At 44.6% G+C, this 19,242-nt stretch carries 20 protein-coding genes; 19 read left to right on the top strand and 1 reads right to left on the bottom strand.

Annotation, left to right across the window (positions count from 1 at the left end; translation table 11 throughout):
* The first annotated feature begins 65 nt into the window (after positions 1-65).
* From grpE to ABE28_RS15480, 8 genes are all read left to right on the top strand, one after another.
* Complete coding sequence (gene grpE / locus ABE28_RS15515) at positions 66-656, top strand: nucleotide exchange factor GrpE (protein ID WP_064463465.1); 591 nt, start codon at positions 66-68, stop codon at positions 654-656.
* 36 nt (positions 657-692) lie between these two features.
* A complete protein-coding gene (gene dnaK, locus ABE28_RS15510) occupies positions 693-2,528 on the top strand; it encodes a molecular chaperone DnaK (protein WP_064463463.1) in 1,836 nt (611 codons plus the stop codon).
* Between the two features lie 296 nt (positions 2,529-2,824).
* Entirely contained in the window at positions 2,825-3,943 is a 1,119-nt protein-coding gene (dnaJ, locus tag ABE28_RS15505) for a molecular chaperone DnaJ (protein WP_064463461.1), read from the top strand.
* 47 nt (positions 3,944-3,990) lie between these two features.
* Positions 3,991-4,932 (top strand): 50S ribosomal protein L11 methyltransferase, encoded by a 942-nt coding sequence (gene prmA / locus ABE28_RS15500; RefSeq protein WP_064463459.1) that lies wholly within the window; start codon positions 3,991-3,993, stop codon positions 4,930-4,932.
* Between the two features lie 142 nt (positions 4,933-5,074).
* Positions 5,075-5,827: a 16S rRNA (uracil(1498)-N(3))-methyltransferase gene (locus ABE28_RS15495; RefSeq protein WP_064463457.1), complete on the top strand. Its 753-nt coding sequence runs from the start codon at positions 5,075-5,077 to the stop codon at positions 5,825-5,827.
* Between the two features lie 5 nt (positions 5,828-5,832).
* Entirely contained in the window at positions 5,833-7,170 is a 1,338-nt protein-coding gene (mtaB, locus tag ABE28_RS15490) for a tRNA (N(6)-L-threonylcarbamoyladenosine(37)-C(2))-methylthiotransferase MtaB (RefSeq protein WP_064463455.1), read from the top strand.
* Positions 7,171-7,312: 142 nt separating this feature from the next.
* Positions 7,313-7,984, top strand: a complete 672-nt coding sequence (deoC, locus tag ABE28_RS15485) for a deoxyribose-phosphate aldolase (RefSeq protein WP_064463453.1) — start codon at positions 7,313-7,315, stop codon at positions 7,982-7,984.
* A gap of 201 nt (positions 7,985-8,185) precedes the next feature.
* Entirely contained in the window at positions 8,186-8,446 is a 261-nt protein-coding gene (locus tag ABE28_RS15480; RefSeq protein WP_064463451.1) for a hypothetical protein, read from the top strand.
* Between the two features lie 43 nt (positions 8,447-8,489).
* Here the strand turns inward: ABE28_RS15480 and ABE28_RS15475 are convergent, their stop codons facing one another.
* Entirely contained in the window at positions 8,490-9,422 is a 933-nt protein-coding gene (locus ABE28_RS15475; RefSeq protein WP_064463449.1) for a Na/Pi symporter, read from the bottom strand.
* A 235-nt stretch (positions 9,423-9,657) separates the two neighbouring features.
* Between ABE28_RS15475 and rpsU the strand changes: the two genes are divergently transcribed.
* The 11 genes from rpsU to ABE28_RS15420 all read left to right on the top strand — a co-directional run bounded on the left by rpsU (position 9,658) and on the right by ABE28_RS15420 (position 19,241).
* The gene (gene rpsU, locus ABE28_RS15470; RefSeq protein ID WP_028391853.1) at positions 9,658-9,831 is read left to right on the top strand and encodes a 30S ribosomal protein S21; all 174 of its coding nucleotides are present in this window, start codon (positions 9,658-9,660) and stop codon (positions 9,829-9,831) included.
* Positions 9,832-9,845: 14 nt separating this feature from the next.
* Positions 9,846-10,289 (top strand): GatB/YqeY domain-containing protein, encoded by a 444-nt coding sequence (locus ABE28_RS15465; RefSeq protein WP_064463447.1) that lies wholly within the window; start codon positions 9,846-9,848, stop codon positions 10,287-10,289.
* A gap of 351 nt (positions 10,290-10,640) precedes the next feature.
* Complete coding sequence (locus ABE28_RS15460) at positions 10,641-11,915, top strand: NfeD family protein (protein ID WP_083232104.1); 1,275 nt, start codon at positions 10,641-10,643, stop codon at positions 11,913-11,915.
* Positions 11,916-11,972: 57 nt separating this feature from the next.
* Positions 11,973-12,956, top strand: coding sequence for a flotillin-like protein FloA (gene floA, locus ABE28_RS15455; RefSeq protein WP_373921351.1), 984 nt, complete (start codon positions 11,973-11,975; stop codon positions 12,954-12,956).
* Between the two features lie 22 nt (positions 12,957-12,978).
* Complete coding sequence (locus ABE28_RS15450) at positions 12,979-13,482, top strand: hypothetical protein (protein ID WP_064463443.1); 504 nt, start codon at positions 12,979-12,981, stop codon at positions 13,480-13,482.
* Positions 13,483-13,605: 123 nt separating this feature from the next.
* Positions 13,606-13,890, top strand: coding sequence for a sporulation protein YqfC (yqfC, locus tag ABE28_RS15445; protein WP_061140684.1), 285 nt, complete (start codon positions 13,606-13,608; stop codon positions 13,888-13,890).
* 15 nt (positions 13,891-13,905) lie between these two features.
* Positions 13,906-15,093 carry a sporulation protein YqfD gene (gene yqfD, locus ABE28_RS15440; RefSeq protein ID WP_064463442.1) on the top strand — a complete coding sequence of 396 codons (1,188 nt, stop codon included), beginning with the start codon at positions 13,906-13,908 and terminating at the stop codon, positions 15,091-15,093.
* 3 nt (positions 15,094-15,096) lie between these two features.
* Positions 15,097-16,059 carry a PhoH family protein gene (locus tag ABE28_RS15435; protein WP_064463440.1) on the top strand — a complete coding sequence of 321 codons (963 nt, stop codon included), beginning with the start codon at positions 15,097-15,099 and terminating at the stop codon, positions 16,057-16,059.
* A gap of 179 nt (positions 16,060-16,238) precedes the next feature.
* Entirely contained in the window at positions 16,239-18,413 is a 2,175-nt protein-coding gene (locus ABE28_RS15430; protein WP_064463437.1) for an HD family phosphohydrolase, read from the top strand.
* Positions 18,410-18,886 carry an rRNA maturation RNase YbeY gene (ybeY, locus tag ABE28_RS15425; protein WP_064463435.1) on the top strand — a complete coding sequence of 159 codons (477 nt, stop codon included), beginning with the start codon at positions 18,410-18,412 and terminating at the stop codon, positions 18,884-18,886. Before ABE28_RS15430 ends, ybeY begins: the two co-directional genes overlap by 4 nt.
* Positions 18,864-19,241: a diacylglycerol kinase family protein gene (locus tag ABE28_RS15420; RefSeq protein ID WP_064463434.1), complete on the top strand. Its 378-nt coding sequence runs from the start codon at positions 18,864-18,866 to the stop codon at positions 19,239-19,241. Before ybeY ends, ABE28_RS15420 begins: the two co-directional genes overlap by 23 nt.
* The last annotated feature ends 1 nt before the right edge of the window (position 19,242 follow it).

Raw genomic sequence — 19,242 nt, 5'->3', positions numbered from 1 at the left:
AAAATCCCGCTGTCTGGCATAATACTTTAGCATAAATTGTATAACCCTTTTAGGGAGGTGAGATTGTGACAGAAAATAAAAACGAAGAGCAAACATTGGAAAATGAAACAATCGAAGAAAACGCTGCAGAAGCGGTTTTCGCTGAAGAAGAAATTCCAGCGGAGCAAAGCGAGAGTCCGGTTGAAAAGGATGAGCTTCAATTGGCTCAGGAAAAGATTGCCGAGCTTCAAGCAAAAATCGAAGAAATGGACAACCGTTATCTTCGTCTGCAGGCCGATTTTGATAATTCTAGACGCCGTGCCAAGCTTGATATGGAGGCGGCTCAAAAATACAGAGTTCAAAGCATCGCTGGAGATTTAGTTGAAGCCCTTGATAATTTTGAAAGAGCTACAAAAATCGAAGCGGAAAATGAACAAACGAAATCCTTGCTTTCGGGCATGGAAATGGTTTACAAGGCGATTACAGATGCATTGGCCAAAGAAGGCATCGAGCCGATCAGCTCGGTTGGTGAAGAGTTCGATCCTCGTTTGCATCAAGCGGTCATGCAGGTTCAAGATGAAAACTTCGGTTCTAATATCGTCGTGGAGGAATTCCAAAAAGGATATGTGCTTAAGGACCGAGTGATCCGACCAGCAATGGTGAAAGTGAACGAATAAGAAATTTACATATATTTATTGGGAGGTAGTGAAACTATGAGCAAGATTATTGGTATTGACTTAGGTACAACAAACTCTTGTGTATCTGTACTTGAAGGCGGGGAACCAAAAGTAATCCCGAATCCAGAAGGAAACCGTACAACTCCATCCGTAGTGGCATTCAAAAATGGAGAAAGACAAGTAGGGGAAGTGGCAAAACGCCAAGCGATCACGAACCCTAACACGATCATTTCCATTAAACGTCATATGGGTACTAACCATAAAGAAGTGATTGAAGGAAAAGAATATTCCCCTCAGGAAGTTTCGGCAATCATCCTTCAATACTTGAAATCTTATGCTGAAGAATATTTAGGTGAAAAAGTTACGAAAGCGGTCATCACTGTGCCTGCTTACTTCAATGATGCAGAACGTCAAGCAACGAAGGACGCTGGGCAAATTGCCGGTCTAGAAGTGGAACGTATCATCAACGAACCGACAGCTGCAGCACTTGCATACGGCTTGGATAAAACGGAAGAAGATCAAACGATCCTTGTATTCGACCTTGGCGGCGGTACATTCGACGTATCCGTCATGGAACTTGGCGATGGCGTATTCGAAGTGAAATCCACTGCTGGTGACAATCGTCTTGGCGGAGATGATTTCGACCAAGTCATCATCGATTATTTAGTGGAAGCATTCAAGAAGGAAAACGGAATAGACCTTTCCAAAGACAAAATGGCCGTTCAACGTTTGAAAGATGCAGCTGAAAAAGCGAAAAAGGATCTTTCCGGTGTAACATCCACACAAATTTCATTGCCATTCATCACAGCTGGGGATGCTGGCCCGCTTCACTTGGATGTAACATTGACTAGAGCTAAATTCGATGAGCTTTCTTCAGGCCTTGTCGAGCGCACGATGGGACCTACTCGTCAAGCAATGAAAGATGCAGGTCTTTCAGCATCTGAAATCGATAAAGTCATCCTTGTTGGTGGATCTACGCGTATTCCTGCAGTTGTTGAAGCGATCAAAAAGGAAATCGGCCAAGAGCCAAGCAAAGGTGTCAACCCTGATGAAGTAGTGGCTATGGGTGCAGCCATTCAAGGTGGCGTATTAACAGGAGATGTTAAAGACGTCGTTCTTCTTGACGTAACTCCACTTTCACTTGGAATTGAAACGATGGGCGGCGTATTCACGAAATTGATCGACCGTAATACAACGATTCCAACTAGTAAATCCCAAGTATTCTCGACTGCTGCCGATAACCAAACAGCTGTTGATATCCATGTTCTTCAAGGTGAGCGTCCAATGTCAGCGGATAACAAGACGCTTGGCCGTTTCCAATTGAGTGACATCCCACCGGCACCGCGCGGGATTCCACAAGTTGAAGTTACATTTGATATCGATAAAAATGGTATCGTAAACGTTCGTGCCAAGGATCTTGGCACAAACAAGGAGCAAGCGATCACGATCAAATCATCTTCAGGCCTTTCAGATGAAGAAATCGACCGCATGGTACGCGAAGCGGAAGAAAATGCTGATAGCGATAAGCAACGTAAGGAAGAAGTGGAGCTTCGCAATGAAGCCGATCAATTAGTCTTCCAAACGGAAAAAACGCTTAAAGATCTAGAAGGTAAAGTGGACGAAGCGGAAGTAACGAAAGCTAACGAAGCGAAGGACGAACTGAAAGCTGCCATCGAGAAAAACGAGCTTGAAGAAATCCGCGTGAAAAAAGATGCACTGAACGAAATCGTTCAAGCATTGACAATGAAGCTTTATGAAGAAGCGGCAAAAGCTCAGCAAGCTGGCGAAGCTGGTGCTGGTGAAGCCGATGCTAAAGACGATAACGTCGTTGATGCAGAATACACAGAAGTTAACGAAGAAGAGAAAAAATAAAAAGTGACCCAACCGGGACACTGATATATGGCAGTGTTTATGGCCTGTCATTGTAGAAAAGTCAAAGTCAGGTTATCTTGACTTTGGCTTTTTTATAATGAATGGCAACTAGCTTTCTCTCTTACGATCATCGCGTGGGGAAACATGTAATGATGAGAGAAATAGTGTGCAAATCGGGGCTGGCATAACATTTGCAAAAAAGTGTCAAAGCCGTTTGTACTTTTCTAGTTGATTATTGTCTTCGTTCAGTGATAATATTACCTTTATGTGAATCGAATCGGGAGTGGATTTTAGATATGAGTAAACGCGATTATTATGAGGTGTTAGGCCTTTCGAAGAGTGCTTCGAAGGATGAAATCAAAAAAGCGTACCGCAAGCTCTCCAAACAATATCACCCTGATATTAATAAAGCGGACGATGCAGCGGATAAGTTCAAGGAAATCAAGGAAGCTTATGAGGTATTGAGCGACGAACAAAAAAAGTCCCATTATGATCAATTCGGGCATACCGATCCGAACCAAGGATTCGGCGGTCAGGATTTCGGCGGTTTCGGCGGCTTTGAAGACATTTTCAGCAGCTTTTTTGGCGGCGGCGGACGTAGGAGAGATCCTAATGCACCACGCCAAGGGGCGGATTTGCAATATACCATGACGCTTTCGTTTGAAGAGGCGGCTTTCGGAAAAGATACCGAAATTGAAATTCCGCGTGAAGAGGATTGTGATACATGTAAAGGATCCGGCGCCAAGCCAGGGACTAAAGTCGAAACTTGTTCACATTGCCATGGAACCGGTCAATTGAATGTAGAGCAAAATACTGCGTTCGGCAGGATTGTGAACCGGAGAGCATGTCATCACTGTCAAGGAACAGGGAAAATCATTCCTCACAAATGTTCAACATGTGGCGGAGATGGAAAAGTTCAAAAACGTAAAAAGATTCAAGTCAAAGTGCCGGCCGGAATTGATGATGGGCAGCAGTTGCGGGTAACAGGTCAAGGGGAACCAGGAATCAATGGTGGTCCGGCTGGAGATCTATATGTTGTCTTCCACGTGCGCAGCCATGAATTCTTCGAGCGGGATGGCGATGACATTTATTGTGAAATGCCGGTCACGTTTGCCCAGGCAGCATTAGGGGATGAAATCGAGGTTCCCACTCTTCATGGAAAAGTGAAACTTAAGATTCCTGCCGGTACACAAACTAGTACCCGTTTCCGTTTGAAAGGCAAAGGTGTCCCGAATGTCAGGGGATATGGCCAAGGAGATCAGCATGTTGTCGTATTGGTGGTCACGCCTAAAAAATTGACGGAAAAACAAAAGGACCTGCTTCGTGAATTCAGCGATATCAGCGGGCAGCCAGATCTGGATGAACAAGAGGATGGCTTTTTCTCGAAAGTGAAGCGTGCTTTTAAAGATAGGTGAATGATTAGGTGACTAAAGTAAATGAAGAAATTGGGAGTTGGTAGATTATGAAGTGGTCTGAATTTGCAATCCAAACAACGAATGAAGCGGTTGAACCTGTTTCGAATATTCTTCATGAGGCAGGTGCCAGCGGTGTTGTCATTGAGGATCCTCTGGAATTAGTCAAGGAACGTGAAAATGTTTTTGGCGAAATCTATCACTTGAACCCCGATGATTATCCGGATGAAGGTGTAATGATCAAGGCGTATCTGCCCGTAAACAGCTTTCTTGGTGAAACCGTTGATGCCATTAAGGAATCTATCAATAATCTCCTTCTTTTTGATATTGACCTTGGGAAGAATATCGTCTCCATCAGCGAAGTGAATGAAGAAGAGTGGGCGACCGCCTGGAAAAAATACTATAATCCCGTAAAGATTTCCGAACGCTTTACCATCGTTCCTACATGGGAGGAATACACTCCTGTAAGCAGTGATGAATTGATCATTGAGCTTGATCCAGGGATGGCCTTCGGAACAGGCACACACCCTACTACGGTCATGTGCATCCAAGCGTTGGAACGGACAGTGAAGCCTGGCGATTTGGTGGTTGATGTAGGAACCGGTTCAGGCGTATTGAGCATTGCTGCCGCATTGCTCGAAGCAAAGCGAATTCAGTCTCTGGATTTGGATGAAGTGGCTGTACAATCCGCAACGCAAAACGTGGAGCTCAATAACGTACAAGATCGGGTATCTGTTTCACAAGGCAACTTGTTGGATGGTGTCGATGAACAAGCCGACGTCGTCGTGGCCAATATACTTGCCGAAGTCATCATGCGCTTTACCGATGATGTGGCAAAAGTGGTTAAGCCTGGCGGTCATTTCATAGCCTCCGGGATCATCCAGCCGAAAAAACAAGATGTCAAGGATGCGATCACGGCATCTGGATTCACCATCGAGGAAACGATCTTGATGGAAGATTGGGTGGCCTTAATCGCAAAAAGGAATGATTAATTGGAAAAGTTACTCTGATTATCGGGTAGTTGGATATTCAGAGTACCTTTTTTTAGCTTGAATCTTTGCACGGCTTGTATGCTTGGTAATGGGCCTCTGACCAGGCTGTAAGGTTTTTAGACTAGAAGAAGTAGGTGGCAGTGTGCAACGGTATTTTCTTAACGACGAAGACATCAAAGGAAGCACGGTAACGATTTCAGGCGATGATTTTCACCATATCGCCAGGGTGATGAGGATGGCGCCGGGAGAGCGAATCATTACTGTGAAGGCAAACGGTATGGCGGCTGTCACCGAAATTTCCGAAATGACGGATGATGCCGTTATAGGAACTGTCATGGAATGGAAGAATGAAGAGAAGGAGCTTCCCGTGAGGGTGGTGATAGCGAGCGGTCTGCCTAAAGGGGATAAGTTGGAATATATCGTTCAGAAGGGGACCGAACTTGGTGCCGCTGAATTTATCCCTTTTATTGCTGCTCGTTCGGTGGTAAAATGGGACCACAAAAAGATGGAAAAGAAATTGGAGAGGCTCCAGAAGATATCAAAAGAGGCGGCTGAGCAATCTCATCGAACGGTCATCCCTGAAGTCAAGGAGCCGATGACGGCAGATCAGCTAGCCCGGCATGCTGCCAATTTCGATCATAAATTAATCGCTTTTGAAGAGGAAGCGAAACGGGGGGAAACTTCCGTGCTTGCATCCGTCTTGAAGAATATCACCGCAGGACAGTCGATCTTATTCGTATTTGGCCCTGAAGGTGGCTTAACAGACAAGGAAATCGAAAAACTGTCCGCTGCCGGCTTTGTAGCTTGCGGCCTTGGACCAAGAATATTAAGAACTGAAACAGCACCTTTATATGCACTTTCCGCTGTTTCTTATCATGTAGAACTTTTGAGGTGATGAAAATGGCAACGGTCGCTTTCCATACATTAGGCTGTAAAGTGAATCATTATGAAACAGAGGCTATTTGGCAATTATTCAAAACTGGAGGATATGATCGTGTTGAGTTTGAACATGCTTCGGATGTATACGTCATCAACACATGCACGGTGACCAACACGGGCGATAAGAAGAGTCGCCAGGTTATCCGGCGTGCCATTCGCAAAAATCCGAATGCCGTCATCGCGGTAACCGGTTGCTACGCCCAGACATCGCCAGCGGAGATCATGGCCATACCAGGCGTGGATATTGTCGTCGGAACACAGGATAGGGTTAAGCTTCTAGATTACATCGAGCAGTTCAAGGAAGAGCGTGAACCGATCAATGCAGTGGGCAATATCATGAAAAACCGTGTTTACGAAGAACTGGATGTACCTGCTTTTACGGATCGTACCCGCGCTTCACTGAAAATCCAGGAAGGATGCAATAATTTCTGCACTTTCTGCATCATACCTTGGGCACGCGGCTTAATGCGTTCCCGTGATCCAAAGGAAGTCGTACACCAAGCAGAACAACTTGTCGAGGCAGGGTATAAAGAGCTAGTTTTGACCGGAATTCACACAGGTGGATACGGAGATGATTTGAAGGACTACAATTTAGCCATGCTTCTTCGTGACTTGGAACAAGTCGATGGGTTGAAGCGCATACGCATTTCATCGATTGAAGCCAGCCAAATCACTGATGAAATCATCGAAGTGCTGACGAATTCGAAAAAAGTGGTGCGTCATCTGCATATTCCGATACAATCGGGATCCGACACAGTCCTAAAACGGATGAGACGTAAATATACGATGGATTTCTTCGGTGATCGCATCGAAAAATTGAAAATTGCACTTCCTGGCCTAGCTGTTACGTCGGATGTCATCGTTGGCTTCCCGGGTGAAACGGAAGAAGAGTTCATGGAGACGTATGACTTCATCGAAAAATATAAATTCTCCGAGCTTCATGTTTTCCCTTATTCAAAGCGTACCGGTACTCCGGCAGCACGAATGGAAGATCAAGTGGATGAAGAGGTCAAAAACGAACGCGTCCACCGTCTTATCGCCTTGTCCGATCAATTGGCAAAAGAGTATGCTTCCCGTTTCGAAGGGGAAGTCCTTGAAGTCATTCCTGAGACGAAGCTGGAAAATGGCTTATATGAAGGCTACTCCGATAATTACATGAAAATCGTCTTTCCGGCTACAGAAGAAATGGTCGGTGAAATCGTAAAAGTGAAAATAACAAAGTCTGGCTACCCTCATAGTGAAGGTCAGTTCGTGACGGTTGTGAAAGATTTTCCGTTGCAGCAAGCAGCAAACATGTAAGACAGCGAATTACGCTGTCTTTTTTTTATGTGTTTTCTTTGATCATTCGGGTAAAGACTATATATATCGTCAAATTGGACAAATTGTGATATCATGAGAGGTACGTACAACTAGTAATAATATGTTTTGAGGAGGAAAATATATGTCACAAAATGTAGCAGGTTTAATAGACCACACGTTATTGAAAGCAGATGCAACGAAAGAGCAAATAAAGGTATTATGCGAAGAAGCGCGCGAGTACAAGTTTGCTTCCGTTTGCGTGAATCCGACATGGGTGAAATATGCAAGCGAACTATTGGAAGGTTCAGAAGTGAAAGTATGTACGGTCATCGGTTTCCCTCTAGGTGCAACAACACCGGAAACGAAAGCATTTGAAACGAAGGATGCCATCTCCAATGGTGCACACGAAGTCGATATGGTCATCAACATCGGCGCCTTGAAGGACAAGGATGATGAATTGGTAGAGCGGGATATCCGTGCTGTAGTGGCCGCTTCAACTGGGAAAGCTCTTTCAAAAGTGATCATCGAAACCTCATTATTGACTGAGGAAGAAAAAGTCCGCGCTTGCGAACTGGCTGTAAAAGCGGGTACGGATTACGTGAAAACATCAACTGGTTTCTCCACTGGAGGAGCAACTGTCGAAGATATCGCATTGATGAGAAAAACGGTTGGACCAAACATCGGTGTCAAAGCCTCTGGAGGAGTCCGTAACACGGCTGACGCTCAAAATGTGATTGAAGCAGGAGCCACAAGAATTGGTGCCAGTGCAGGCGTCTCCATCGTAAAAGGCTTAACGGCTGATTCCGATTATTGATTTTTCAAAGGACGGAGAATAATTTTTCTCCGCCTTTTTTTATTACCCTTTTTTTCTCAGCACCTCATCGCGCTTGTATTCTGCTTGCCAAAGAAAAAGCCTCTTCACGGCAAATGGTGAAGAATGTCTCAAATTTGAATTCTCATACGTTATTTTTGGAACAAGCAAGCTTTCATAATTATGTATATTGGATATATGGGAATGAATATAGGCCTCCACTTTAAAGAAAAATGCACAAATACCAAACTCGCGAGTAAAGGTGCCGAATTGGCGAGTAAACAGCTGAAACTCGCGAGTAAAGGTGCCGAATTGGCGAGTAAACAGCTAAAACTCGCGAGTAAAAGTGCCGAATTGGCGAGAAAACAGCTTAAACTCGTGAGTAAAAGCATGAAATTGGCGAGTAAAGGCGCCAAATTGGCGAGAAAACAGCTGAACTCGCGAGTGAAAGCGCCAAATTGGTGAGAAAACGGTCCAAAACTGAGTCAGAGTCAGGAAGGACGGCACTTCATTTTTTCATGTTCGCCCGATGCACCCAAAGGATGTAGGTGGAAAATTGCCGTGCGAATGGCAGGACAGCCAGCGAGGTCAAAATATTGAAAATGACGCTTGCGTGTGCGAGTTGTGTCGCTTCATTTTCAGTGAAAAAGGCAGCGGTTCGTTCCAGTAGATCGACAAAGGGCAGGAAAGCGGCAACTCCGAGGACATTAAGCCAAATATGGGCATATGCTGTAAAGGCAGCTTGTCTGCCGGAACCGATGCTCGCCATGTATCCGGTGATGCATGTGCCTATATTGGAGCCGAGCATGATGATGATGGCGGAAGAGACGGATAATTCTCCATTCATCAAAAAACTCATGGCAATCCCGATGGTTACAGAACTGGAGTGGATCAGTGCCGTTAATGCGATCCCGGCTAATAGGGCATAACTCATTTGGCCTTCTATGTAAGAGATGAGCGTTTGGATGGCTGGGTATGCGGCAATAGGTGTCGAAAGTGTTTTGAACCCCCCCATCGCCGCAAAGATGGCTGAGATGCCGATGAGTGTCATTCCCAAGCTTCTCGGCAAGACTTTGGGCATGAAGCATAGGAGGGCTCCGCATATGACGCCGGGAATGATCCATCGATCCAAAGTGAAGCTCATGAACTCTGCTGTGAGAGTGGAGCCGATATTCGTTCCAAGAATAATCCCGATTGTTTGCGGGAAAGTTAAACTTCCTGCAGAGACGAGTCCGACCGTCATGACCATGACTGCCGAGCTGCTCTGAAGGATGCCAGTGAAGATGGTCCCTGCGATAAACCCCTTCCATGGCTTATCCGTTACCTTTGAGAGGAAAGTCTTTAGTGCGGCGCCTGACATATTGAACAGGCCGATTCGCAAAACCGACATTCCTGCAAGAAACATCGCAATGTAAAATCCGAATAAAAAAAGCTCATACATGACTCTCACCCCTTTCTAAGCATATGGTCCAGTTGGGGGAGACATGCTTTAAAAAGGGTTTCATTTTACTGGAATGATCGGTTTGATAAAAATTATGGAAAGAACATGAGAATAATCGAAATAAGTTTGATTATATTGGTTGACCTGATAAAGATCATATATTATAATTGTTTAGTACATGTATAACATGTTGACAACTTGAGTTAGTGTGTTGTTTTCGGAGGGAGGGAAAGAGATGTCTAAAACCGTCGTTCGTAAAAACGAATCGCTTGAAGATGCTCTTCGTCGTTTCAAACGTACTGTATCTAAAGCAGGATCGCTTCAGGAAGCTAGGAAGCGTGAATTTTATGAAAAACCAAGCGTAAAACGTAAGAAAAAGTCTGAAGCTGCAAGAAAACGTAAATTCTAAGAGAGGGTGGAAAGATGAGTCTTCTCGAGCGTTTAAATAATGATATGAAACAAGCGATGAAGAACAAGGAAAAGGACAAACTATCTGTTATTCGGATGCTGAAAGCTTCCATTCAAAACGAAGCTCTTAAGCTGAGACAAGATTTAACGGATAATGAAGAATTGACAGTGCTCTCTCGCGAATTAAAACAACGCAAAGACTCCCTCCAGGAGTTTGAAAACGCAGGTCGTTCCGATCTCGTGGATAAAGTCCGCACCGAACTAGTATACGTAGAGGCATATATGCCTGAGCAACTTTCAGAAGAAGAGATTTCTGACATCGTTCAACAGACGATCAAAGAAGTCAATGCAACATCCAAAGCAGATATGGGGAGAGTTATGGGAGCTTTAATGCCTAAAGTTAAAGGTAAAGCAGATGGTTCTCTAGTTAACAAATTAGTATTACAACATCTATCTTAAACTCGAAACTTAAAACTCGAAACCTAACCGCAGGCAAATTGCCTGTGGTTTTTGTGTATTTCACGATCATTATGCGTATATTATTGTAACGGAGCTCTAGGAAACAGCGGCGTTTTCAAATTTATTTGCTTTATTTTGAAACCTTTTTCATATACATACGTAATAACTAAGGAACAGTGTAAAGGGTGGCTTCGGGTATCCTTATTCCGCTTTTAGTTAAGAGCTGAATGTGAATGGTAAGGACTCTTCTGGAAATTGGTGGGGCTTACAGCATTTGAGACGGGGAAGGGGGCGTTCCGCCTGAAAATTTGGCGTTGTATATCTGTACTCATATTAGGATTGCTGTTCACCATGTCATCATTTGGAGGATTGGCGGCTTCTGCACAGGAGAAAATCGTTTATCATGTTCCGATTGAAAAGACGGTGGAAAAGGGACTTTCGGCTTTTTTGGAGCGTGCACTGAACACTGCTGAAGCAGCTGATGCAGATCTTGTCATTTTCGAGGTGAATACCCCTGGCGGTGCTGTCGATGCAGCTGGAGAGATTTCGAAGCTACTGTCGGATTCTCCGGTGAAAACCGTCGCCTATGTCAATAACAGGGCTTTGTCTGCGGGTGCATATATTGCCCTGAGTGCAGATGAAATCTATATGGTCCCAAGTGCTACGATGGGATCGGCAGCTGTGATTGATTCGGCGGGGAACGCTGCAAGCAAGAAAGCACAGTCTTATTGGCTGGCTGCGATGAAGACAGCAGCGGAACAAAATGGACGCGATCCGAAATTCGCCCAAGCCATGGCGGATGAAGACATCAACCTTCCTGAATATGGCGCAGGAAAAGGGAAGCTGCTCACATTTACAGCGGAACAGGCTAAAAAGGCTGGATATAGTGAAGGGATTGTTTCGGGCAAATCGGAGCTGTACAGCAAACTTGGGGTTGAGGATGCAGATATCAGAACGATTGAAGAAAGTTTTCCTGAAAAACTTGCCCGTTTCTTGACCAATCCAATTGTCGTTCCGATTTTATTGACGATTGCCGGTATCGGGATTGTGATTGAATTGTTTTCGCCTGGCTTTGGAATTCCGGGAGTCATTGGGGTTTCCAGTCTTGTTTTGTTCTTTTATGGTCATCTTGTCGCAGGCATCACGGGGTACGAATCGTTGACGATGTTCATCATCGGGGTCATCCTCGTGCTGGCGGAATTCTTCCTCCCAGGGGGAATTATAGGCCTGCTAGGATTTACGGCGATAGTGGGGAGTTTGTTCCTCGCTACGGATGATCCTGTCCATATGACGATATCCCTGCTTATTGCGGTCACCGTATCGATTTTGGCATTCATTCTACTTGTAAAGGTGTTTGGAAAACAAATGAAATTTTTCAAAAAAATGATTTTAACCGATGCAACAAAGACGGAGCAAGGATACGTTAGCAATCCGAATCGAGTCGATCTATTAGGTGTAAAAGGGAAGGCCTTTACGGATTTACGGCCTTCGGGAACTGCTTTGATCATTGATGAGAGAGTGGATGTCGTGACAGAGGGAAGCTACATTTCCAAAGGGTCGTCACTCATCATCGTTAAGGTTGAAGGCTCTAGGGTAGTCGTCCGGGAAATACCGGACTTCAATTAAATAATAAAGGATACAGGAAGGATGAATTCTTAGGTGATAACATCAGGAACAGTTTTTATTGTACTGGCAGTGATTGCTGCCATCATCGTATTGTCGGTATTTTTTACATTCGTACCAGTAATGCTCTGGATTTCCGCTCTGGCGGCAGGAGTCAAAATCAGTATATTTACATTGGTGGGGATGAGACTTCGCCGGGTTATACCAAGCAGGGTCGTTAACCCCCTTATCAAGGCACACAAGGCAGGAATTAATGTTTCAACGAATCAATTGGAGAGCCATTACCTAGCAGGAGGTAATGTCGATCGGGTCGTGAATGCTTTGATTGCTGCGGAACGTGCCAATATCGTACTGCCTTTCGAGCGCGGTGCAGCCATTGACCTAGCTGGTCGTGATGTACTGGAAGCCGTTCAAATGAGCGTTAACCCGAAAGTGATCGAAACGCCATTCATCTCCGGTGTGGCGATGAACGGGATCGAAGTGAAGGCGAAGGCAAGGATCACTGTTCGAGCCAATATAGAACGTCTTGTCGGTGGTGCCGGTGAAGAAACGATCATTGCCCGTGTAGGTGAAGGGATCGTATCGACGATCGGTGCTTCGAAAATGCATACGGATGTCCTCGAAAATCCAGATCTGATTTCAAGAACCGTATTATCAAAAGGATTGGATTCAGGAACCGCGTTTGAAATTCTTTCCATCGATATCGCTGAAGTGGATATCGGCAAAAACATCGGGGCCATCTTACAAACGGACCAAGCCGAAGCCGATAAGAAAATTGCCCAGGCAAAGGCCGAAGAGCGCCGTGCGATGGCTGTTGCCCTTGAACAGGAAATGGTTGCGCGTGTTCAGGAAATGCGTGCGAAGGTTGTCCAATCCGAAGCGGAAGTACCGCTGGCCATGGCAGATGCACTTAAAAGCGGAAATCTTGGCGTAATGGATTATATGAACATTCAAAATATAACAGCTGATACCGATATGCGTGGTTCGATCAGCAAAATTTCCGAAAATCCGAAAGATAACAACAATAACAACCATAATAACTAGGTTAGGGAAGGGAGGTCTTTAAATGGGAGATATCATTGATTTCTTTCTCGGGAACCCATTCCTAATCATTATCTTGATCGGTATTGTATCGTCCATGTTAGGAAGAAAAAAGCAGTCTCAGCAAACTGATGCCCCTAACGGCCCGCCCAAAAAGAAATGGCAGGAGGTCATGCGGGAGCTTCAAGGTGAAATGCAAGGAGATCAGCAGCAAGGTCGTCCTGCACCAGCTCCTGTAAGGAAGGCCGAACAGCAAGCACCTCAGGCTGCCGAGATAATCGATGAGACGAAGAACGAAGCGAACAAAAGGATTGCCGAGCTTAGGCGGCTTCAGCAGAAGTACGATCAAGAACGTTTATATCAAAAGGCGAAGGCCGATAACATCGCTTCATCCATTTCCGATCATGTAAGTCCCGTTTATCGGAAAGGGCCTTCTTTTGGGAAAAAGCAGTTGATTGATGGCATCATCATGTCAGAAGTGCTTGGACCGCCAAGGGCGAAGCGAAGTCTCCAAAGGTCTAGGAGATAACCGAGCATGGAGGTTTATTCCTCTCGTGATCGCTTCAAGAAAAAATAGACTATCGTTCCGAGATTATTTTGTGCTAGAACCCCCTTTCACCTCATACATTGAGATGAAAGGGGGTTCTTTTTTATGGCTCGTAATTGGGGAAAAAAAATGAAACAGCTTATGACCAAAACAATGGACCTTCCGCAAGATGTCATGATGGACCTGCCGCGAATCACAATGATTGGACAATTACATATTTACATTGAAAACCATCGTGGCTTGTTGGCTTTTACTGACAGCGAAGTACGATTGATGCTGAAAAATGGTCAGCTGCTGATAAAGGGTAGCTCCTTTGTCATAAAGACGATCTTACCTGAAGAAATCATGCTCGAAGGCAAGATTGATAAGGTTTATTTTATTAATGAATGATCCCGGGAGGTCTCGATGAAAAACCAATGGACAAACTATTATACAGGCTATGTAAAAGTGAAGGCACATGGAAAAGGTGCAGAACGGCTGATCAATATGCTGACACGAAGGGGGCTTCATATCTGGGATTTGAAGCGCGTCGGAAGTGAAACCCTGATTTTCCATATGGATTTCAGGGATATACCGAAACTCCGGCAGGTCATGCGCAAAAGCGATTGCAAGGTATCGTTCATGCAGGGAAGGGGCTTCCCTTTCCTAGTGAAGAGAGTGATGAAGAACAGCGGGTTCCTGGTCGGTCTCATTGCGTTCCTGCTTTGCATTTTCGTGCTTTCCAATATGGTGTGGGGCATCGAGGTGAAGGATGCGAAGCCGGCAACCGAGCATGCGATCCGCAAAGAATTGGACAAGATGGGCGTGAAGATCGGCAAGTTGCAATTTTTCGTTGATGATGTGGATACGATCCAGCGTAAGCTTTCGGATCGAATCAGTGCATTGACATGGGTTGGGGTCGAGCTCAAGGGAACGACGTACCATTTTCGTGTCGTTGAAAAACGACAGCCGAAGGAAGTGGAAAAAACATCTCCGCAAAATTTGGTGGCCTCGAAAAAGGCGGTTATTGCTGATATGTATGTAAAAAAAGGACAATCTATAGTAAATGTGAATGATTATGTCGGAAAGGGACAGCTTCTCGTCTCAGGTTTGATCGGAAAAGAGGATAAGCAGGAAATCGTATCGGCACAGGGAGTGATCAAAGGAAAAACCTGGTACAATGCCGAAGTGAAAATCCCGATGAAAACTAAATTTTCCGTACTGAATGGAAATGAAACGAACAAGCACTATTTGAAAATGGGCGATTTTTCCCTTCCGGTTTGGGGATTCAAGGATCCAAAATATGACAAGCAGGAAAAAGAAACGACCCTCAAGCCTTTTCACTTTTTGCAATGGGAGCTCCCCATCTCCTACAAACAGGTGACGTTAAGGAGCAAGGAGGATATCGTTCGCAGTTATACGAGGGAAGAGGCGGTGAAAGAGGGGAGGAAAATGGCTAAAGCGGAGTTGAAAAAGCATTTGGATGAAGAAGATGAAATCATCGAAGAAAAAATTTTGCACGAAAGCATGGAGAATGGTAAAGTTAAATTGTCTATACATTACCAAGTTATTGAAGATATAGCGATTGGACAGCCAATCATTCAAGGAGACTAACGAATGGCAGATGATGTGAAAGTAATTAAGCTGGAAATCGAATCACCTAATGAAGCGATCGCTTTGTTAGGCAATGGGGATTCAAATGTAAAAGTGCTTGAAGAGGAGCTGGGCATTTCCGTGATTACCCGCGGTGAAGCCGTCAGTGTCGCCGGCAATATCGATAGGATAACGATGGGGCAGGAAATCCTGAAAGCACTATTGACAGTGATTAGAAAAGGAATTGCAATCAGTTCTAGAGATGTCCTTTATGCCATTGAATTGGCTAAAAAAGGCACCCTTGAGTATTTCGGTGAATTGTATGATGAGGAAATCGCCAAAACGGCGAAGGGGAAATCGATTAAAGTCAAAACGATCGGGCAAAGATACTATATCCAGGCGATAAAGAAACAAGACCTTGTATTTGGAATCGGGCCCGCGGGAACGGGAAAGACATATCTCGCAGTAGTGATGGCAATCAATGCCCTGAAAAATGGACAAGTTAAGCGGATCATCCTGACAAGGCCTGCCGTCGAAGCTGGCGAAAGTCTCGGTTTCCTTCCGGGCGACCTGAAGGAGAAGGTAGATCCTTATCTACGGCCGCTATATGACGCTCTTCATGATCTCCTTGGGATGGAACAGACCCAAAGGATGATAGAGCGAGGGACGATTGAAATCGCTCCCCTGGCTTATATGAGGGGCCGTACGCTTGAAGATGCCTTTGTCATTTTGGATGAAGCCCAAAATACGACGGAAGCCCAAATGAAAATGTTCTTGACCCGTCTTGGGTTCGGATCGAAGATGGTCATTACGGGGGACCGGACCCAAATTGATCTCCCAAAAGGGATGAAGTCAGGTTTGGTCCGGGTAGAGGAAATCTTGAAGAATGTCAAGGGCCTTTCCTTCGTTTATTTTGAACAAAGCGATGTAGTGCGACATCCGTTAGTTGCCAAAATCATCACTGCTTACGAGCAGGCAAAGGGGTAAGGACGAATCCGCCATTTCAATAGGCGGATTTTTCGTAATGCCCCGCCTTTTTCATGAAAAAGTGGAAATGAAGTGAACGAGCCTTACATTTATCGAATACGCAGGTGAAAATTAATATGAAAACTGTTATGATTTTACATATCTAGAATAATAACCATCATTTTTTAGGAGGACCTTCCTTGAATCGTATCCAGAAATTCTTCACTAAATTAAAAGGGCTGTTGGTCCATCGTTTTTTTCAAGTGCTATTGTTCATCATACTTGGGGTATTCGCCTACGGGCTAATGTTTTCCAACGTTAAACCGGAAAGAGTCCAAGTTGAGCTTTTTAAACCTGCGGAACAAACGATTCGTTCAACCAAGACCGTGGAAGATACTTATAAGACGGAACAGGAAAAAGAAGAGATATCCAAGCAGGTGGCGGATGTATATTCGTTAAAAAAAGAGTATGCCAAGAATAAAGTCGATCTGATTTCATCGATTTTCGATACGGCGATCGAGGTCAACAAGGAAACGGATCCCGATAGCGATCATAAAAACGACGGGGAGAAGGAAAATAAAAAGGGAACCTTGAAGACGGATGCACAAAAGGTTTCCATTTTAAAAGAAAAATTGACTGATGAAGTCAATAAAAATATTGAGGAATCCGTTTTCCTCGCTTTAGTGCAGGCGGATGAAGACGAGCTGAAGATTGCGAGGGATTCAACCATCACTGCCGTGAATAATGTGATGAGCTCCAGGATTGCAGCGAGTGACGTCGAAAACGCCAAGAAAAAGGTCGTTGAGGAATTGGGCTATATGAGTATCAGCAGTGATATGAAAAAAGCTTCTAATTCCTTGGCACGCACGGCAATCATCCAAAATGTTTTTTTCGATAAGGACAAAACGGAGGAACAGCGCAGGAAAGCGATTGAAAGCGTGGAGCCGATCCGAATTCTCCAAGGGCAAATCATCGTCGAGGAAAATCAGTTAGTGGACAGGGATGTGTATCGGCAGCTTGAACTTGCAGGCTTTTTAAATACCGAGTCGACGATTTATCCGTATATCGGACTGCTGTTATTCATCATGTTGACCTTTGCTGCCTTTTATTACTTTTTCACCTTTTCGATTTCCAAAAAGGATAACAAGTACAATCAATTATTGATCTTCAGTCTTGTCTTCATCCTTTCTATGGCCACCATGAAAACGATCAGCATCCTGGCAGATATGAAAAACTCGAATTTGGAATATATTTTCCCTGTTGCCATGTCAGCAATGCTCATCAAGATTTTATTGAATGATAAGTTAGCGGTGGCGATGATCCTTTTGTTAGGTTCTTATGGAACGGTCATATTCAATGGAGATACGCCTGGAAATCTCGATGTTTCAATGGGGCTTTATATCATTTTCGGCGGATTGACGGCCATCCTCATCTTATCGAGGCTCAATTTCAAATCAAAGGTGCTCGTGGCAGGTCTGTTGCTGTCTTTAATCAATATGGCCTTTGTATTTTCGCTTATCTTCATCATGGACGGCCATTATACTAGAATGGAGTATTTGTATTATGCTGGTGCGGCAATTGGCTCTGGTGTTGGCTCGGCGATATTGACGATGGGCCTTCTGCCATTTTTCGAGTCGGGCTTCGGCATCTTATCATCGATGAAGCTGATCGAGCTTGCAAACCCCAATCATCCTTTATTGCGGAAGATCTTGATCGAGGCACCGGGAACGTACCATCACAGTGTGATGGTCGCCAATTTGGCGGAATCGGCTTGCGAGGCGATCGGTTCGAATGGCCTGCTGGCAAGGGTCGGCAGTTATTATCATGATATCGGCAAAACGAAGATGCCGCATTTTTTCATCGAAAATCAGATGAGCGGTGATAACCCGCATGATCGGCTGCAGCCCGAAACGAGCAGGGATATCATCATTGCCCATGCCGTGGATGGCGGGGAGATGCTGCGGAATCATAAATTGCCTAAAGAAATCGTCGATATCGCAGAGCAGCATCATGGGACGACTTTGTTGAAATTTTTCTATTATAAGGCAAAAAAACAGGATGATGCCACACTTGAGGACGCATATCGTTATCCTGGACCGAAGGCAATCATGAAGGAAGTGGCGGTCATCGGCATTGCCGACAGTGTGGAGGCTGCCGTGAGATCGATGCAGCATCCAACTCCGGACAAGATAGAAGAACTGGTGAATTTCATCATCCAGGAGAGGATTCAAGATGGTCAATTTGATGAATGTGACATTACTATGAGAGAATTAAGTATCGTGAAGCATTCCTTGTGTGAATCGCTGAACGGTATCTTCCACTCCAGGATTGAATATCCGGAGCCGGATAATTTAGGACAGAAGGTGAAAGAATGATTTTAGCGATCGATTTAATGGATGAAACGAACGAAGTTACGGAGGAAGCTCAACAACTTGTTGAAAGCATTCTGCAATTTGCGGCAAAAAAAGAAAAAATCGAAGAGGATACCGAATTATCCGTCACATTCGTGGACAATGAACGAATTCGTGAAATCAATAAGGAATATCGTCATAAAGATGCCGCTACGGATGTCATTTCCTTTGCACTTGAAGAAATGGGAGAAGATGAAGTCGAGATTGTCGGAGGGGAAATGCCGCGGATGCTAGGCGATATCATCATTTCGATTGAGCGTACGAAAGAGCAGGCGGAAGAATATGGGCATTCCTTCGACCGTGAGCTTGGTTTTTTGGCACTTCATGGCTTCCTTCATTTATTGGGATTCGATCACATGAATGAAGAAGAGGAAAAGGTGATGTTCACTAAACAAAAGGAGATCTTGGAAGAATATGGACTTTCAAGAGAAGGATAAAAAAAGGTATCCTTTAATTAAAAGTTTCTCTTTTGCCTGTCAGGGGATTTTGGAGGCAGTTCGAACGGAGCGCAATATCAAGATTCATTTTGTGCTCACGGCAATCATCCTATTCTTTGGCTGGTATTTTTCCTTGAATGGGATGGAATGGCTCTTCATACTGGCAGCGATAGCGGGAACGATTGCATTGGAGCTTGTCAATTCAGCAATTGAAAGGGTCGTGGACCTGGTTACAGATCAATTCCATCCATTGGCCAAGCAGGCAAAAGATATTGCAGCCGGAGCTGTATTCATATATGCTATATTTTCTATCATAGTTGGATTGATTATTTTTTTGCCTAAGCTGGGCCTGTAGC

This window comes from Peribacillus muralis, assembly GCF_001645685.2.
Classification (GTDB): Bacteria; Bacillota; Bacilli; order Bacillales; family DSM-1321; genus Peribacillus; species Peribacillus muralis_A.
Note: the sequence above shows the minus strand (reverse complement) of the source record. Positions and strands in the feature narration are given on the sequence as shown.

Excerpts from the sequence above, each read along its gene's own strand:
- dnaK (WP_064463463.1), top strand. The coding sequence starts at position 693 with ATGAGCAAGATTATTGGTATTGACTTAGGTACAACAAACTCTTGTGTA.
- dnaJ (WP_064463461.1), top strand. The coding sequence starts at position 2,825 with ATGAGTAAACGCGATTATTATGAGGTGTTAGGCCTTTCGAAGAGTGCT.
- prmA (WP_064463459.1), top strand. The coding sequence starts at position 3,991 with ATGAAGTGGTCTGAATTTGCAATCCAAACAACGAATGAAGCGGTTGAA.
- mtaB (WP_064463455.1), top strand. The coding sequence starts at position 5,833 with ATGGCAACGGTCGCTTTCCATACATTAGGCTGTAAAGTGAATCATTAT.
- deoC (WP_064463453.1), top strand. The coding sequence starts at position 7,313 with ATGTCACAAAATGTAGCAGGTTTAATAGACCACACGTTATTGAAAGCA.
- ABE28_RS15480 (WP_064463451.1), top strand. The coding sequence starts at position 8,186 with ATGAATATAGGCCTCCACTTTAAAGAAAAATGCACAAATACCAAACTC.
- ABE28_RS15475 (WP_064463449.1), bottom strand. The coding sequence starts at position 9,422 with ATGTATGAGCTTTTTTTATTCGGATTTTACATTGCGATGTTTCTTGCA.
- rpsU (WP_028391853.1), top strand. The coding sequence starts at position 9,658 with ATGTCTAAAACCGTCGTTCGTAAAAACGAATCGCTTGAAGATGCTCTT.
- ABE28_RS15465 (WP_064463447.1), top strand. The coding sequence starts at position 9,846 with ATGAGTCTTCTCGAGCGTTTAAATAATGATATGAAACAAGCGATGAAG.
- ABE28_RS15460 (WP_083232104.1), top strand. The coding sequence starts at position 10,641 with ATGTCATCATTTGGAGGATTGGCGGCTTCTGCACAGGAGAAAATCGTT.
- ABE28_RS15450 (WP_064463443.1), top strand. The coding sequence starts at position 12,979 with ATGGGAGATATCATTGATTTCTTTCTCGGGAACCCATTCCTAATCATT.
- yqfC (WP_061140684.1), top strand. The coding sequence starts at position 13,606 with ATGGCTCGTAATTGGGGAAAAAAAATGAAACAGCTTATGACCAAAACA.
- yqfD (WP_064463442.1), top strand. The coding sequence starts at position 13,906 with ATGAAAAACCAATGGACAAACTATTATACAGGCTATGTAAAAGTGAAG.
- ABE28_RS15435 (WP_064463440.1), top strand. The coding sequence starts at position 15,097 with ATGGCAGATGATGTGAAAGTAATTAAGCTGGAAATCGAATCACCTAAT.
- ybeY (WP_064463435.1), top strand. The coding sequence starts at position 18,410 with ATGATTTTAGCGATCGATTTAATGGATGAAACGAACGAAGTTACGGAG.
- ABE28_RS15420 (WP_064463434.1), top strand. The coding sequence starts at position 18,864 with ATGGACTTTCAAGAGAAGGATAAAAAAAGGTATCCTTTAATTAAAAGT.